Annotated in this window: 17 protein-coding genes; 9 read left to right on the top strand and 8 right to left on the bottom strand. The window is 67.5% G+C overall.

Features of this window, described 5'->3' with window-relative positions; all coding sequences use genetic code 11:
• Positions 1-63: 63 nt before the first annotated feature.
• The 3 genes from AC3WJT_RS16210 to AC3WJT_RS16200 form a co-directional block, all read right to left on the bottom strand.
• Positions 64-495 (bottom strand): DUF1330 domain-containing protein, encoded by a 432-nt coding sequence (locus AC3WJT_RS16210; protein ID WP_492344162.1) that lies wholly within the window; start codon positions 493-495, stop codon positions 64-66.
• A 143-nt stretch (positions 496-638) separates the two neighbouring features.
• The gene (gene fliP, locus AC3WJT_RS16205; RefSeq protein ID WP_492344161.1) at positions 639-1451 is read right to left on the bottom strand and encodes a flagellar type III secretion system pore protein FliP; all 813 of its coding nucleotides are present in this window, start codon (positions 1449-1451) and stop codon (positions 639-641) included.
• A complete protein-coding gene (locus AC3WJT_RS16200; RefSeq protein ID WP_492344160.1) occupies positions 1451-1747 on the bottom strand; it encodes a flagellar biosynthetic protein FliO in 297 nt (98 codons plus the stop codon). Before AC3WJT_RS16200 ends, fliP begins: the two co-directional genes overlap by 1 nt.
• A gap of 100 nt (positions 1748-1847) precedes the next feature.
• Between AC3WJT_RS16200 and flgB the strand changes: the two genes are divergently transcribed.
• From flgB to AC3WJT_RS16180, 4 genes are all read left to right on the top strand, one after another.
• Entirely contained in the window at positions 1848-2270 is a 423-nt protein-coding gene (gene flgB, locus AC3WJT_RS16195; RefSeq protein WP_492344194.1) for a flagellar basal body rod protein FlgB, read from the top strand.
• A gap of 11 nt (positions 2271-2281) precedes the next feature.
• Positions 2282-2701 carry a flagellar basal body rod protein FlgC gene (flgC, locus tag AC3WJT_RS16190; RefSeq protein WP_492344159.1) on the top strand — a complete coding sequence of 140 codons (420 nt, stop codon included), beginning with the start codon at positions 2282-2284 and terminating at the stop codon, positions 2699-2701.
• Positions 2702-2712: 11 nt separating this feature from the next.
• Positions 2713-3018 (top strand): flagellar hook-basal body complex protein FliE, encoded by a 306-nt coding sequence (gene fliE / locus AC3WJT_RS16185; RefSeq protein WP_492344158.1) that lies wholly within the window; start codon positions 2713-2715, stop codon positions 3016-3018.
• A gap of 136 nt (positions 3019-3154) precedes the next feature.
• Positions 3155-3640, top strand: coding sequence for a hypothetical protein (locus AC3WJT_RS16180; protein WP_492344157.1), 486 nt, complete (start codon positions 3155-3157; stop codon positions 3638-3640).
• A gap of 56 nt (positions 3641-3696) precedes the next feature.
• Here AC3WJT_RS16180 and AC3WJT_RS16175 read toward each other — a convergent pair whose 3' ends face one another.
• Positions 3697-4494, bottom strand: coding sequence for a kinase (locus AC3WJT_RS16175; protein ID WP_492344156.1), 798 nt, complete (start codon positions 4492-4494; stop codon positions 3697-3699).
• Positions 4495-4595: 101 nt separating this feature from the next.
• Between AC3WJT_RS16175 and fliQ the strand changes: the two genes are divergently transcribed.
• Genes fliQ through cckA form a run of 4 tightly spaced genes read left to right on the top strand, consistent with a single transcriptional unit; the run spans position 4596 to position 8871 of the window.
• Positions 4596-4859 (top strand): flagellar biosynthesis protein FliQ, encoded by a 264-nt coding sequence (fliQ, locus tag AC3WJT_RS16170; protein WP_492344155.1) that lies wholly within the window; start codon positions 4596-4598, stop codon positions 4857-4859.
• A 4-nt stretch (positions 4860-4863) separates the two neighbouring features.
• On the top strand, positions 4864-5616 hold the full coding sequence (fliR, locus tag AC3WJT_RS16165) for a flagellar biosynthetic protein FliR (RefSeq protein ID WP_492344154.1): 753 nt from the start codon (positions 4864-4866) through the stop codon (positions 5614-5616).
• Positions 5617-6720, top strand: coding sequence for a flagellar biosynthesis protein FlhB (gene flhB, locus AC3WJT_RS16160; RefSeq protein ID WP_492344153.1), 1104 nt, complete (start codon positions 5617-5619; stop codon positions 6718-6720).
• 45 nt (positions 6721-6765) lie between these two features.
• Complete coding sequence (cckA, locus tag AC3WJT_RS16155) at positions 6766-8871, top strand: cell cycle histidine kinase CckA (RefSeq protein WP_492344193.1); 2106 nt, start codon at positions 6766-6768, stop codon at positions 8869-8871.
• Here the strand turns inward: cckA and AC3WJT_RS16150 are convergent.
• Together AC3WJT_RS16150 and AC3WJT_RS16145 are read right to left on the bottom strand one after the other, a co-directional pair.
• Positions 8822-9727 (bottom strand): hypothetical protein, encoded by a 906-nt coding sequence (locus AC3WJT_RS16150; protein WP_492344152.1) that lies wholly within the window; start codon positions 9725-9727, stop codon positions 8822-8824. The genes cckA and AC3WJT_RS16150 overlap by 50 nt on opposite strands.
• A 201-nt stretch (positions 9728-9928) precedes the next feature.
• A complete protein-coding gene (locus tag AC3WJT_RS16145; RefSeq protein WP_492344151.1) occupies positions 9929-11002 on the bottom strand; it encodes a TIGR03032 family protein in 1074 nt (357 codons plus the stop codon).
• 183 nt (positions 11003-11185) lie between these two features.
• Between AC3WJT_RS16145 and AC3WJT_RS16140 the strand changes: the two genes are divergently transcribed.
• Entirely contained in the window at positions 11186-13027 is a 1842-nt protein-coding gene (locus AC3WJT_RS16140) for a DUF885 domain-containing protein (protein ID WP_492344150.1), read from the top strand.
• A 20-nt stretch (positions 13028-13047) separates the two neighbouring features.
• Here AC3WJT_RS16140 and AC3WJT_RS16135 read toward each other — a convergent pair whose 3' ends face one another.
• A complete protein-coding gene (locus AC3WJT_RS16135; protein ID WP_492344149.1) occupies positions 13048-14088 on the bottom strand; it encodes a sulfate/molybdate ABC transporter ATP-binding protein in 1041 nt (346 codons plus the stop codon).
• Positions 14089-14168: 80 nt separating this feature from the next.
• A complete protein-coding gene (locus tag AC3WJT_RS16130; RefSeq protein ID WP_492344148.1) occupies positions 14169-14918 on the bottom strand; it encodes a site-2 protease family protein in 750 nt (249 codons plus the stop codon).
• Between the last annotated feature and the right edge of the window lie 2 nt (positions 14919-14920).

Raw genomic sequence — 14920 nt, 5'->3', positions numbered from 1 at the left:
AGAGACTGCTGCCGACCCATTGCGGACGTTGGATTCATCGTTGCGATGGCAACTATTGGAAAGTTAGCTTTTGAACGACTCACCATTCAAGTGAATCATACAATGATTGCTTAGCGCGGCCCTACGATGCCGCGATGCTTTCTGAAAGTTTGCATCCGACATCATTCGCAGGAACGCGCCGCGACTTGGAAAATACATAATGGCAGCCGCATGCCAGTTTGCTGCTTCATGTCCAATCAAGACCTGCTCGGCAGGCGCACTCATAACAACCCGGCCACCAAGGTCTTCAATGGTCTTCCCTGCAACCTCGCCATATAGTTGGAACGCTTCTTGGCCGGAGATTTCAGCAGCGCTGGTTGCATATTCAGGATCGCCGGGCTGATAATTCGCCACGGCGTTAAACTCGAAAAGATTGAGCACAGCCAACGGCGTTTCGATGGGTAGCGAAATGAGCTTGGCGAGTTGTTTTTCGCTTGGTTCGAGTTTCTGTTCCATGCTCGCTTATGTCGAAAAATCTCGGAATTCCAAGAAGCATCAGCACGATTCGCAAGGCCTCTTCTTGACTCAAAAAAGCCCGGCCGTAACCACTTGCTTGCGTCCGCTTCCCACCCTTAGCCGACCTTCAATCGCCCCGCCCGCTACCCCGGTGTCACCGGCACCTGATGGAAGCTCTCTACCAGCGAGCCCGCCACGAGCCGCCAGCCGTCGACCAGGACGAAGAAGATGAGCTTGAACGGCAGGCTGACCACCACGGGCGGCAGCATCATCATACCCATGCTCATCAGCACGCTGGCCACGACCAGGTCGATGACCAGGAAGGGCACGAACAGCAGGAAGCCGATCTCGAAGGCGCGCTTGAGTTCGCTGATCATGAAGGCCGGGGTGACCACGCGGATCGGGGTGTCGGCGACGGTGGCCGGCTTTTCGATGCGCGACAGCCGGACGAACAGGTTGAGGTCCTCCCGGTCGACCTGGGCCAGCATGAATTCCTTCACCGGGTCGCCGGCGGCCTCGAAGGCCTGCGGAAGTTCCATCTGCTGGTCGAGCAGCGGACGGACGCCCTCGTCGTAGCTGCGCTGCAGGGTCGGACCCATGACGATGGCGGTCAGGAACAGCGCCAGGCTGATCAGCACGGCGTTGGGCGGGCTCTGTTGCAGGCCGAGCGCCGTGCGCAGCAGGCTGAGCACCACCGTGATCCGCACGAAGCTGGTGGTCATGATGACGATCGACGGGGCCAGCGACAGCACCGTCAGCAGGCCGATCAGCTGGACGACCCGCTCGGTCAGCCCGGCGCCGCTGCCGAGATTGATGTTCACCGCCTGGGCCAGGGCGACGGCCGGCAGGATCATGCTGGCCACCGTCACGCCGAACGACAGCAGGGCCGCGCGGCGCAGGTCCTCGCGGTTCACGCCGATGACGGCTTTCCACAGGCGGGTCAGGGCGGCGCGCATCAGGCGGCGGTCTCCGGCGGCTTGCGACGGCGCGGCGGCGCCTTGAGGATCTCGAGCGTGCGGCCTTCGCCGAGCAGGATCAGGCGTTCCTCGTCGTCGAGCCGGACAAGCACCATCCGGCGGGCCGGATCCAGCACCAGGGTCTCGACGAGGGTCAGGCGGCGTTCCTTGCGCGAGACCTGCAGGCGCGACATCGCCTCGGGTCCGAAGCGGCGCATGGCCCAGGAGGCGAGCATGATCAGTCCCACCGTCACCAGCAGCGCGGCGAGCATGCGGATGATCTCGAGGAAATCCATGAGGCGGGCGGCTCGAACGCGAGGGGTGGGACTCTGACCCCATGCTCTGCGCTGCAACCCTTAAGGCGCGATTAACCCTGTTTGTTCACCATGATCGATGATGGACATTTCCGGCATCCCGCTGTTCGCCATGCTCCGCCAGCGCCTGGGTTACCTGGGCGAGCGGCAGCGTGTGATCGCCCAGAACGTGGCCAACGCCGATACGCCCGGTTACACGCCGCGCGACCTGAAGGCCTTCACCTTCACCGCCCAGGTTCAGTCCCAGGCGGGGATGGCGATGACCCAGCCGGCGCAGACTGCGGCCGGCCATATGCCTGGATCGACGCGCCGGATCGGCGGCGCCGGCGCCTTCCGGTCGGCGACCCGGCCCGATTCCGAGACCACGCTCGATGGCAATGCGGTCGTGCTGGAAGATCAGATGATCAAGATGAACCAGTCGCGGATGGAGTACGAGGCCGCGATCGGATTCTATCAGAAATCCATGACTCTGCTGCGGATGGCCGCCCGTCCGCCGGGCCGCTGAGCGAGGACTAGATGGCCGAAATCAAATCCCAGTCCGACGCCGCCATGTCGGTCGCCGCGTCCGCGATGCGCGCCCAGCAGGCGCGGATGCGGATCATCGCGGAGAACCTGGCCAACGCCAATTCGACGTCGCGCACGGCCGGCGGCGACCCCTATCGCCGTCAGGTGCCGGTGTTCGAACCCCGCGCCGTCGACGGCGGCGAGGGCGTTCGGATGAGCCGGGTCGAGCCTGACCGCCGCGATTTCCGCACGACCTACGACCCCGGACATCCGGCGGCCGACCCCCTCGGCTACGTGAAGCTGCCCAACGTCGACCCGCTGATCGAGGCGCTCGACATGAAGGACGCCCAGCGGGCCTACGAAGCCAACCTCAATGTGATCGAGACGGCGCGCGCGATGGAAATGCGCACCCTCGATCTGCTCAAGAAATAGGGGCGTAAGCCATGATGACCGCGATGGCCGCCGCGAAGGCCTACGCCGCCGCCGGCAGCGGCATGTCCCTGGGCGGCGCCGCTCCGGCCGCCGCGGGCGGTCAGGACTTCGGCGACCTGCTCAAGTCGGTGATGGGCGACGCCATGAAGGCGTCGAAGAACGCCGAGACCCAGATGGCCGCCCAGGTTGCGGGCAAGGCCGAACTGATCGACGTCGTGACCGCCATCTCGTCGGCCGAGGCCAGCCTCGAGACCGTCATGGCCGTGCGCGACCAGGTGATCTCCGCCTACCAGGAAATCATGCGGATGCCGATCTGACCGGCCTCGCGAACCTGAACGGCGCATAACGCCGCGCTCAGGCGAGGCTCAGGTCCGGCCTGTCATCTTCACCCTCGACAAGTCCCGCTCCCCCCGGATCGTCCGGGGACAGGGACCTCCTGAAGGAGTGAAGACCATGAAAAAGTTCCTCGTTGCCGCTGTCGCCGTCGCGACCCTCACCGCCGCCGGCGCCGCCTCGGCGCAGAGCTATGGCGGCCCGCGCCATCCTGCCCCCGGCTATGAGGGCGGCTACGGCGGTGGTTACGGCGGTGGCGGCGCCTACAACACCGGCTACGGTTCGCAGGCGTTTGACCTGAAGCAGCGCCGCCTCGTCATCGCGATCAATCGCGCCGCCAACACGCGCCAGCTCGATCGTCATGAAGCCCACGCCCTGCGCGCCGAGCTGAACGAACTGGACGCGATCGAGCACCGCTTCCGCCTGACCCGCGGCCTGGACCGTCGCGAGTACGCCATGCTCAGCACGCGTCTGGACCGTCTGGAGCGTCGCTTCGCCCATGACGTCCGCGACGACCGTGGTGGCGACGGTTGGGATGACCGCCGCGACGACCGGCGTGACGACCGCCGCGATGATCGCCGTGATGACCGCTACGACCGCCGCTGACACGGCCTGACATCCACACCCGGGAAGGGGGCGGCGAAAGCCGCCCCCTTTTCGCGTCAGGATTCGATCCGAAGCACGCCGCGATCCGGGCCCAGTCGCACGATCATATCCGCGGGCACGCCCCCGGCCAGCATGTGCCGGGTGATCCGTTCGAAGTGCTGGATGAACCGGGCAAGCTCCAGGCGCCGCGCCGGCGGCAGCGCGTCCGGCGCCAGGCCCAGCAGTCCGGCTTCCTGCTCGCAGCGCCAGTCGAGCACGGCGTCGAACGACGGCGCCGCCAGCATGATGATGGCGTCGAAGCCGCCAAAGAAGGTCTGGTAGCGTCCGGCCAGGGCCTTGTCCGCCACGCTTCGCCAGACGGCGTCGGGGTCGTCCTCGCGTTCCAGCGCGTTGACCGGCCGAACGAGGGACTCCGGCGTCTGCCGCGTCGCGCCCAGGCACCAGCCCTCGATCAGGATCGCGCGCGGCCGTCCCCGGAAGGTCGGCCAGTCGACCGTCGGCCGCCTGTCGTCGGCCAGCTTGTCGAAGGCGGGCAGGGGCGTTTCCGTCTCCGGTCCCGCCGCGCGCAGGGCCGCCACGACGGAGTCGGCGAGGTCGAGGTCATGGGTCCCGGGCGGACCGCGCACGGCGAACAGCGGATGAACGGCCCGCGCCATCGCGGCACGATCGGCGCGGGTCAGGTAGACGTCGTCGAGCGAGAAGGCCGCGCCGCCGAGCCGTCCGGCGGCCGCGCGCGCGAGCGTCGTCTTGCCCGACCCCTGCGGCCCGCAGATCCCGATCAGCGGCGGCCGGCCGGGCGCATCGCGGGCGGTCGCCAGATCGCAGACAACATCAAGCAGGGCGGGCGAAATCATTCACCGAGGCTGGCCCGCGGAGACCCGTCCGTAAACCCGCATTAACCATAACCGGCCAGTGTGGCGGCCGGTTCTGCAGATTCCCCGACGAGGCTCCCCAGATGAACGGCGCAGAGGTTCTTGACGTTGGACGCGACGCCATCTGGCTGACGCTTCAGCTGTCCGCGCCGGTGCTGATCGTCGGTCTGATCGTCGGTGTCGGCATCGGCCTGTTCCAGGCCCTGACCCAGATCCAGGAAGCGACCCTGGTCTATGCGCCCAAGATCGTGGCGATCTTCATCTCCCTGCTGATCTTCCTGCCGCTCATGGGCGCCCTGATGGGCAACTTCATGACCCACATCGCCGCCCGCATCGCGGCGATGTAGGCGGGTGGAGAGCTACGCCACAGCCGCCCAGGTCTACGCCGCCGGCCTCGTGTTCGCGCGGATCGGCGCGATGGTGATGCTGGTGCCGGGCCTCGGCGACGCCAGCGTGCCGCCGCGCATCCGGCTGGCGTTCGCCCTGCTGATGTCCCTGCTGCTGACGCCGCTCGTGGCGACCGGCGTGGTCGTCCCCGCGACGATGGGCGCCGGCGCCGGCGAACTGATCCGCGAGACCCTGGTCGGGCTGATGATGGGCTCGATCCTTCGGCTGTTCCTGTCGTCGCTGACCACGGCCGGCGAAATCGTCTCGATCCAGACTACGCTCGGCTTCGCCCAGACCGCCAACCCGGCGCAGGCCGCCCCCAGCACCACCATCTCCACCTTCCTGGCCCTGATCGGGACGGTGCTGGTGATGACCACCGACCTGCATCACCTGTTTTTCGGCGCGATGTTCAGTTCCTACCGGCTGTTTCCGTTCGGCCAGCCGCTGATGGTCGGCGACGCCGCGACCCTGGCCGTGCAGACGGTCGCCGGCTCGTTCGCCCTGGGCGTCCAGCTGGCGGCGCCGGTCATCGTGTTCTCGATCGTGTTCAACATCGCGGCGGGCCTGGTCGGCCGGATCATGCCGCAGTTCCAGATCTTCTTTGTCGCCACGCCCCTGTCGGTGATGTTCGGCCTCTCGGTCTTCGCCCTGAGCCTCGGCGTTATCGGCATGGTCTGGTCCAGCCGCTACCGCGAACTGCTTCAGGTCTTCAGCTAGATGGCCGAAGACAACGAAGCCGCATCAAAATCCGAAGAGCCGACACCGCGGAAACTCGAGGAGGCCCGCAGGAAGGGCGATGTCGCGCGGTCGCAGGACGTCGCGCAGCTCGCGTCCCTGCTCGGCGCGTTCGGCGTGCTGGCGATCGGCGGCGGGTGGCTGGTGCAGGACCTGGCGGTGCGGCTGTTGCCGTTCATCTCCCAACCCGCATCGATCGATGTGTCCGGCGGCGGGATCATGCTGGTCGCCCGCGAGGCCGGCCTGGCCTCGGCGCCCATCCTGATCACGGTGATGGCCGGCGCCGCCCTGGCCGGATTCGCCGGCAACGTCTTCCAGACCGGCCTGCTCTGGACCGGCGAAAAGATGAAGCCGGAACTCAAGAAGGTCTCTCCCGGCGAGGGCTTCAAGCGCATTTTCGGCGTCGACGGCCTGGTCAACTTCCTCAAGTCGGCGATCAAGATCATCGTCACCGGCGCTGTGGCGTGGTTCGCGCTGCGGCCGCGGGCCGACGAACTGGGCCAGCTGGCGGCGATGGATCCCGCAGCGATGCTGCCGGCGAGCGCCGACCTGCTCAAGGCGCTGTTCTATGCGGTCATCACCTTCCTGGCGATCACCGCCGCCGTTGACTGGCTGTGGCAGCGCCAGCGCTTCATGGCCAAGATGCGCATGAGCCGCGAGGAGCTGAAGGACGAGTACAAGCAGACCGACGGCGACCCGCACATCAAGGCCAAGCAGAAGCAGATCCGCGCCGAGCGCGCCCGTCGCCGGATGATGCAGAACGTTCCCAAGGCCACGGTGGTGGTGATGAACCCGACCCACTACGCCGTCGCCCTGCGCTACGAGCAGGGCGTTACGCCCGCGCCGGAGTGCGTCGCCAAGGGGATGGACGATCTGGCGCTGCGCATTCGCGCGGTCGCCGAAGAGCACGGCGTGCCCGTCATCGAGGACGCGCCGCTGGCGCGCGCCCTCTACGCCGCCGTTGAAGTCGACCAGCAGATTCCCGACGCGCACTTCGAGGCGGTGGCCAAGGTCATCGGCTTCATCATGGGCGCGGCGCAGCGCCGGCAGGCGAAAATCGCCGGCACACGCGCCCGGGCGCTTTAGCGAGTAACATCCATGAGTGATTCGACCGCCACCCCGGCTGGACTGATGACCGAGCCTGCGCCGTCAGTGCCGCATGAGCGGCGATTTGATCCCCTGTCCCTCGCGGCGGGCGGCTTCTTCCTGCTCGCCGTCGGGTTCGCCGCGGTGCCGGTTCTGGCCCGAGCGGGCTCGGAAGTGATCGCCAGCACCCTGCTGCTGTCCGGTCTGGCCGGCGTCGCCTTTCTCGGCCTGCTCGCCTTCCGCAATTCCACACGTCCGGTCGAGATCGCCGACGAGGGGGCGGAGACCTTTATCGACGCCCTGGGCGAAGCCGCGGCCGTCGCCGGCCCCGATGGCCGGCTGCATGCCGCCAACGCCCCCTGGCGCGCGGCGCTCGGCGCGCTGAAGCGCCTTCCGCGCAACGGCCATGCCGCCCCGGGACTGTTCGCCGCCCTCGCCAGGGCCCGCAAGGGCGAGATCGGCCGCGCGGCGGTCAAGGTCGGGCGGGAGGAATGGCCGGTCTCTGTCGCCCCGCTCGGGGCAGGCCGCTTCCTGCTCAGGCTCGACGCCGGCAATGGCGAGGCGCTGCGGATCACCGCGCCGGTCGCGGCAGCGCCCGCCGTCGCTGTGGCGCCGGCTGTGATCACCCCCACTGGCCCCGCGGCCCTGGACGCCCTGGCGTCCGCGTCGCCCTTCGGCGCAGCCATGCTGGAAGGGCCGGAAGTCTTCGGCGCGGTGATCGTCGAGGCCAACGCCGCCCTGACCGCGATGACCGGCGGCAAGGCCGCGGCCGGCATGGCGTTCGGCGACCTGATCGAACCGGCCTCCCGCATCGACGCCGGCTTCGGCGCCGGTGAAGGCCGCGCCGGGCCGATCGAGGTGCGGCTGGCGCATGATCCGATGCAGATCTCGCACCTCTATCTGGCGCGGACCGACGGCCGGCTGGTCGCCTATCTGGTCGATGTCACCGAACAGAAGCAGATCGAGCTGCAACTGGCCCAGAGTATGAAGATGCAGGCCATCGGCCAGATGGCTGCGGGCATTGCACACGATTTCAACAACCTCCTGACCGCCATCCAGCTTCGTCTCGACGAGTTGCTCGAGCGCCACTCGCTGGGCGACCCCAGCTACGAGGGCCTGACCTCGATCAAGGGCGCATCGGCGCGCGCGGCCGACCTGGTCCGCAAGCTGAAGACCTACTCCCGCCAGGAAACCGTCCAGCGCGAAGTGCTCGACCTGGGCGAGATGATCAGCGACTTCGAGGTGCTGCTGCGCCGGCTGCTGCGCGAGAACGTGCGGCTCGACACCGACTACGGCCGCGATCTGCCGCTGGTGAAGGCCGACAAGGGGCAGCTCGAGATCGCGGTGATGAACCTGACGCTGAACGCCCAGGACGCGCTGATCAGCGCCAAGGGCGGCGGTAAGGTCTGGCTCAAGACGGCCAAGGTCACCTACGCCGAGGCCGCCGCGCTCGGCTACGGCGGCCCGCCGATGGGCGACATGGCCATGATCGAGGTCGCCGACGACGGGCCCGGCATACCCGACGCCGTCATCGGCAAGATTTTCGACCCCTTCTTCACCACCAAGGCTGTGGGCGAGGGGACCGGCCTTGGCCTCGCCCAGGTGTTCGGCATCGTCAAACAGTCGGACGGCTGGATCGAGGTGCTGTCGAAGCCCGGCGAGGGCGCGACCTTCCGCATCTTCCTGCCGGTGCACATTCCCAGCGCCGTCGCCCCGAGGCCAGTGTCGGTTCCTGTCGCCACCATGGCCCGGCCGCGTCCGGCCCGGGACCTGTCCGGAAACGGCCGGATCCTGTTCGTCGAGGACGAGGAAGCAGTTCGCGGCATCGCCGCCACCCTGCTGCGCAAGCGCGGCTACGAGGTGATCGAGGCCTCGGACGGCGAGCAGGCGCTGATCCTGGCCGAGGAGAACGCCGGCGAGATCGACCTGCTCATCAGCGATGTGATGATGCCGGGCATGGACGGACCGACTCTGTTGAAGAAGGCGCGCATCCATCTGGGCGACGCCCCGGTGATGTTCATCAGCGGCTATGCGGAGGCGGAGTTCTCCGACCTGCTGGAAGGCGAGACGGGCGTGACCTTCCTGCCCAAGCCGCTCGACATCAAGACGCTGGCGGAGCGGGTGAAGCAGCAGCTGCGTCCTGCGGCGTAGGGACGCAAACCGAACCTGCCTTCGCCAGGGCCTGCTCGCAGCACCAGCGGAACATCATGAAGGTGCCGGCCACCAGCAGCTCGACATGCTCGGCGAGCAACGGCGTCAGATTGACCTCTCCCTCGCCGGCCAGCTCGAAGAATCCCTCGTTCGCCCCGGCCTTGAGGATGCGGCGAACCTGGGTGCGGGAGATCCCGCACGCCTTCGCGATCCCGGCCATGGAAATGCTGGTCGGTCCGACCGGTGGAAACGGGCCTCCCGGCGCGTCGCATGACCCGATCAGTTCACCGACGACCGTCATGCCGGCGTACTGGTGGGAAATGACGTCGAGGCTCGCGTCCCGGGGCGCGTAGGTCTGCAGCGCCGCCAGGCTGAGCTCGCCCATGGCCGCGACCAGGGCCCTGAAGAATTCCGGGCGATCCAGCGCCTCGTGTCCGGCCGCCACGACCGGATCGAGCGACGATCCGGCATCCAGTTCCCGACGGTACCGTTCATGAAAGGCCGCCATCATGCGGTCTGTCACCTGATATCGCTTTGCTCGCTTGTCTCCGACGTTCTCCGTGGATTCGATGAAGCCGATGAAGCGCAGGAAGATGAGGATCGACCGCGCTCGGCCCGGTCCGGAAATGCCCGCTTCGCCCAGCAGGACCCCCAGTCGGATCAGCGTGATGCCTCCGGGCGTCGCATCGAGATACAGGGACCAGACCCCGCTGGCGAAGCGACCGAGATCCCGCAGTGAGCTGGACAGGGCGGGGTCGACGCTGTCCCGGGCGCGCCAGATCGCAACAGCGCTGCGCAGATAGGCTGGAAACCCCGGCAACGCGATCGTGCGATCAAGCTCTTGCCTGTCCAGCATGAGCGCCGCGCCCTGCCGGGCGGCTTCAGAGATAAGTTGCTCGGGAATCGGCGCCCCTCGGAAGTGCGCCGGACCGGGACGACTGCAGAGACAGCATAGAGCGCCGTCGGCGTTCGTCGAACAACATTCTCTCGGCCACGTGCTGCATACTGTCGCGGCTCTGAGGAGGCTCCCTGCGTTCGGTCGCGGCGAGCCGAGGCGTCAGCCGGCGGGCGTGGGCTCGACCCGGATTGCCCTCTGAATGTCTTCTCCCATGAAGCCGACGGCCTCGGCCTGGACCACACCCGGCAGCACGGCGACGTCATAGAGCTCCTCGATCGTGTGCTCGAAACGCAGCCATTCGACCGTCCGGCCGGTATCGATGTCGACAACGACCAGCCCGCATCGGGCGACCGCATCCTTGTCCGCGAGCCGCTGATCCAGCGCCAGGCCTTCAAACGTGTGGTTTTTGCGCGGACGGGACAGGCCGATCACGGCGTAGCGGCCGATGAAGGCCAGGCCGCGCGCATAGCCCGGACAGAAGGCGACCGCGGTGAAGTCGCCGGTCCTGGGATCAATGACCCCGAGCTCGCCCTCCCCGGAGTTCAGCACCCACAGCTTTCCGTCGTAGAGGCGCGGCGAGTGCGGCATGGACAGGCCCCGCGCGACGATCTCGCCGCTTGCGATATCGATGATCACGCCGCCGTCGCGCCGCCGCTCGCGCCAGCCGTCCAGCACGTCCGACCGGCTGACGGCGCTGACATAGGCCGGGCGGGTTCCGTCCATCGCCAGGCCGTTCAGGTGGCAACGGTCCTCCGGCGTCAGCGCCGAAATGAACGGCGGCATCCACCAGGGCTTGAAGCTGTGCGTCTCGCTGGGCGTCGCCAGGCAGTTGTAGAGGGTGTTGACAAACACCGGCGTGCGGCGGCCGTCGATTTCGGTCATGCCGATGTCATGGCAGTCGATCCGGCCGGTGATCCGCCCCTCACGGGGGACGAACCGGCGGTCCGCGCCGCTCTGCGTATGCTCACCCGCCGCCAGCTCGTTCTCGAACCGCCAGAGGGCGTGCATGCTGCTGGCCCAGATCGTCTGGCCGTCGGTCCACAAGCCCTGGCACTGCTCGATCAGCCGCTCGTGGGCGCGGACCGATCCGTCCGGCCGCCGGCCGATCAGGAACAGCCGCCCGGCCTGATAGGTCGTCAGGGCGAGGCTGCAGCCGGTCGACTCCAGCCATTGGGTGAAGCCCTGCGAAAGCAGAAGGATCGAGCCCTTGTCGGGCTTGTCTTGCGGACTCATCGCGGCGCTTCGCCCTCTCCGGTCACTGCCGTCTGTTCTGGTCGATCTTCCGGGTCGAGCGCAAGGGTCGGGAGCGCCTGCGCGACCGTCGCATTACGCCGAATTAACGCGGCCCGCGTTGCCGAGCCTGCGTCGGCGGCCTACGCCTTTGCGCAATCTGATCAGCGCCTGGGAGATATCTCCGTGCAAAGCCGTCGTGAACTTCTCTTCTCAGCCGCCGCCGCCGCGGCCGTCGCCGCCGCGATTTCCCCGAAGGACGCGTTCGCCGCGATCGCGCCGGGCAGCGATCCGGCCGAAGTCGCCAAGGCGACCGCCCTCTACGACGCCATCGTCGCCCGCCAGCTGCGCCGTTCGCCGGAAGCGGCCACCAGTCTCGGAATCGACTCCGGCGACATGGCCTGGACCAAGTCCCAGCTGTCGGACTTCTCCTTCGCCGCCATCAAGGAGAACGGCGAGTACGGCGCCCAGGCGCTGAAGACCCTCAAGACCATCGACCGCAGCAAGCTCGCCGGCATGGACGCCGCCAGCTACGACACGGTCGAGTTCGTCCTCACAAACGGCGAGCGCTACAACGCCTCCTTCGAATACAACGGCGCCTACGGCGGCGCTCCCTATGTCCTTTCGCAGCTGACCGGCTCCTACCAGCAGGTCCCGGACTTCCTCGACAGCCAGCATGTGATCGAGACCAAGTCCGACGCGGACGCCTATCTGTCGCGGGTCGAGGATTTCGGCCGTCTGCTCGACCAGGAAGTCGAGGTCGCCCGGCGCGACGCGTCGCTGGGCGTGATCCCGGCCGACTTCACCATCGACAAGGCGCTGATCCAGTTCAAGGCGATGCTGGGCGTCGCCCCGGACGCTTCGCCGCTGGTCACCTCGGTCGCGCGCCGGGCCAAGGAAAAGGGCATCGCCGGCGACTACGCGGGCGTGGCCGAGAAGCTCTATGCCGAGAAGATCCGTCCGGCGCTCGCGCGCCAGGCGGCCCTGCTCGAAAGCTGGCGGCCCAAGGCCTCGCACGACGCCGGCGTGTGGCGTCTGCCCAAGGGCGAGGAGTACTACCTGACCTCGCTGGAGAACTACACGACCTCGCAGATCACGCCGGACGAGGTCCACCAGACCGGTCTGGACATGGTCGCCAGTCTCGGCGCCCAGTGCGACAAGCTGATGCGCAAGGCCGGCTACACCAACGGCACGGTCGGCGAGCGCTTCCGTCAGATGTACGCCGACCCGAAGCAGCACTATCCCAACACCGACGAGGGCAAGGTCCAGCTGATCGCCGACCTCAACAAGAAGGTCGAGGCGATCATGCCCAAGCTGCCGAAGTACTTCGGCCAGCTGCCCAAGGCCCCGCTGGAAATCCGCCGGGTGCCCAAGGCCATCGAGGCCGGCGCGCCGGGCGGCTACTACAACTCGCCGACCCTCGACGGGTCCCGGCCGGGCATCTACTGGATCAACCTGCGGGACAGCGCCGAACAGCCGCGCTTCACCCTGTCGACCCTGACCTATCACGAGGCCATTCCGGGCCACCATTTGCAGCTGGCCCTGAACAACGAGGCCGGCGACCTGCCGCTGATCCGCAAGATGATCGGCTTCTCCGGCTACAGCGAAGGCTGGGCGCTCTACGCCGAGCAGCTGGCGGTCGAGATGGGCATGTACGAGGGCGATCCCGAGGGCCAGATCGGCATGCTGCACGACGCGATGTTCCGCGCCGTCCGGCTGGTGGTCGACAGCGGCATGCACCACAAGCGCTGGAGCCGCGAGCAGGCGGTCAAATACTATGTCGACAGCATCGGCGACCAGGAGGCCAGCGCGATCACCGAGATCGAACGCTACGTCGTCTGGCCGGGCCAGGCCTGCAGCTACATGGTCGGCAAGATCGAATGGCTCCGCCTGCGCGACAAGGCCCGCAAGGCGCTCGGTCGGAAGTTCGACATTCGCAAGTTCCACGACACGGGCCTGCTGTCCGGCGGCGTCCCGCTCACCGTTCTGGAAAAGGTCATCGACGGCTACATCGCCAGCGCGAAGTAGCCGTCGGCGGCTCCACGGCGTCAGCCTGTCGCGAACAGCTCGAGCCGCCGTGGCGCGATGCGCAGACTTGCGCCCGGTCTGGCGGCGTCGGGGACCTCGCTTGCCGTCAACAGAAGTTCGATGGGTTCGCCCATGGCTTCGAGGTCGAGGCGGATGGCCGGTCCCCGATGCGCCGCGCCTTTCACGACGGCCAGGAAACCTTCGCCTTCAACGGCGTTGATGACCGCCTGGTCCTGGCGGAAGAAGACATCGACGGGACCGGACGGCGCATCGATCGGTGCGGCCGTCCGCCAGTCGCCGATCGAGAGAACGCCGTCCGTGACTTGGCCGCGCAGCCGAACGGCGCCGCCCAGGAAGTCATAGATGAAGGCGTCGGCAGGTGCGTTGTACACGGCCTGGGGCTCGCCTACCTGAACCAGGCGACCTCCCTTCAGGATCGCGACCCGGTCAGCGAGATCCAGCGCTTCCTCCTGGTCATGGGTCACGAACACGGTGGTCACGCCGGTTTCGTCATGCACCCGGCGAAGCCAGCGCCTCAGTTCGCGGCGGACCTTGGCGTCGAGCGCTCCGAACGGCTCGTCGAGCAACAGCATCCGCGGTTCAATGGCCAGCGCCCGCGCCAGGGCCACCCGCTGACGCTGGCCGCCGGACAGTTGCGAGGGGTAGCGGGTTTCGTGACCCTCAAGCTGGACGAGTTTCAGCAAGTTCTCGACCCGGCGGGCGATATCGGCCCTTGAAGGCCGCGTGGCCCGGGGCCGCACGCTCAGGCCAAAGGCGATGTTGTCGGCCACCGTCATGTGCCGGAACAGGGCGTAGTGCTGAAAGACCATGCCGATCCGGCGTTCACGCGCCGAGAGGGCGAGGAGGTCCTCGCCGTCGAAAGTGACCCCGCCGCCGTCGGGAACTTCCAGTCCGGCAAGGATCCGCAACAGGGTGGTCTTGCCCGATCCCGACGGACCCAGAAGGGCGAGAAACTCACCCTGTCTGGCGGTCAGCGACACATCTGTCAGCGCCGGGAAGCGGCCAAAGGCCTTTGAGACGGAATTGATGACCAGGGACATGAGTGCGTTTCAATCAGTGGCGGCGCGTGGTCGACGGCTATTTCGCGCGCGCGAGGGACTGAGGCGTCGGGGCGGCGGCGTCAGCCGCCGCCGGACTCCCAGAAGTGGAAGTTGACGTAGCCCTGGCCGATCTGCCGGGTGTCGACGCCCAGCAGGCTGGTCAGGAACAGGGCCGCGTCGAACAGCGCCTCGGCCACGCCCGGCACGAAGAACACGACCGCGATCAGAATGAAGATCGCCACCTTCTCCACCGGCGCCACCTTCGCCTGCAGGTCCGGCGGCAGGAACGGGCGGATCACGCCGTAGCCGTCCAGCCCGGGCACGGGCAACAGGTTGAAGAAGAAGGCCATCGCCTGGAACAGCGCCAGCAGCGCCACGGCCGGCCACAGCGGACCGCCCCAGCCGCTGGCCGGTCCGACGGCCAGCAGGATCGACAGCACGATCAGCACCAGCAGCGTGCCGACCGGTCCGGCCAGCGAGGCGGCCGATCGCCAGGCCGCGCTGCGCATCAGGTCCGGCCGCAGGTAGACCGCGCCGCCGGGCAGGGCGATCCCGCCGATCGCCAGGACAATGACGGGGAAGACGATGCTGGTGGCGACGTCGGCGTACTTGAGCGGATCAAACCCCAGATAGCCGGCCGCCTCGACCGTGTGATCGCCGGCCTTCCAGGCGACAAAGGCGTGGCTGAACTCGTGGACGGCCAGCGCGACGATCCAGCCGACCATGACGAACAGGAATGTCAGGATCCCGGTCAGCGCGGGCGGCGCATGGACCAGCGTCATCCCGATCAGCACCCAGCTGCTCAGCAGCAGTATTCCGTTCCGACTCATTC

Source organism: Caulobacter sp. FW305-C-30-S16, assembly GCF_058783025.1.
Note: the sequence above shows the minus strand (reverse complement) of the source record. Positions and strands in the feature narration are given on the sequence as shown.

Excerpts from the sequence above, each read along its gene's own strand:
- AC3WJT_RS16210 (WP_492344162.1), bottom strand. The coding sequence starts at position 495 with ATGGAACAGAAACTCGAACCAAGCGAAAAACAACTCGCCAAGCTCATT.
- fliP (WP_492344161.1), bottom strand. The coding sequence starts at position 1,451 with ATGCGCGCCGCCCTGACCCGCCTGTGGAAAGCCGTCATCGGCGTGAAC.
- AC3WJT_RS16200 (WP_492344160.1), bottom strand. The coding sequence starts at position 1,747 with ATGGATTTCCTCGAGATCATCCGCATGCTCGCCGCGCTGCTGGTGACG.
- flgB (WP_492344194.1), top strand. The coding sequence starts at position 1,848 with ATGGACATTTCCGGCATCCCGCTGTTCGCCATGCTCCGCCAGCGCCTG.
- flgC (WP_492344159.1), top strand. The coding sequence starts at position 2,282 with ATGGCCGAAATCAAATCCCAGTCCGACGCCGCCATGTCGGTCGCCGCG.
- fliE (WP_492344158.1), top strand. The coding sequence starts at position 2,713 with ATGATGACCGCGATGGCCGCCGCGAAGGCCTACGCCGCCGCCGGCAGC.
- AC3WJT_RS16180 (WP_492344157.1), top strand. The coding sequence starts at position 3,155 with ATGAAAAAGTTCCTCGTTGCCGCTGTCGCCGTCGCGACCCTCACCGCC.
- AC3WJT_RS16175 (WP_492344156.1), bottom strand. The coding sequence starts at position 4,494 with ATGATTTCGCCCGCCCTGCTTGATGTTGTCTGCGATCTGGCGACCGCC.
- fliQ (WP_492344155.1), top strand. The coding sequence starts at position 4,596 with ATGAACGGCGCAGAGGTTCTTGACGTTGGACGCGACGCCATCTGGCTG.
- flhB (WP_492344153.1), top strand. The coding sequence starts at position 5,617 with ATGGCCGAAGACAACGAAGCCGCATCAAAATCCGAAGAGCCGACACCG.
- cckA (WP_492344193.1), top strand. The coding sequence starts at position 6,766 with ATGACCGAGCCTGCGCCGTCAGTGCCGCATGAGCGGCGATTTGATCCC.
- AC3WJT_RS16150 (WP_492344152.1), bottom strand. The coding sequence starts at position 9,727 with ATGCTGGACAGGCAAGAGCTTGATCGCACGATCGCGTTGCCGGGGTTT.
- AC3WJT_RS16145 (WP_492344151.1), bottom strand. The coding sequence starts at position 11,002 with ATGAGTCCGCAAGACAAGCCCGACAAGGGCTCGATCCTTCTGCTTTCG.
- AC3WJT_RS16135 (WP_492344149.1), bottom strand. The coding sequence starts at position 14,088 with ATGTCCCTGGTCATCAATTCCGTCTCAAAGGCCTTTGGCCGCTTCCCG.
- AC3WJT_RS16130 (WP_492344148.1), bottom strand. The coding sequence starts at position 14,918 with ATGAGTCGGAACGGAATACTGCTGCTGAGCAGCTGGGTGCTGATCGGG.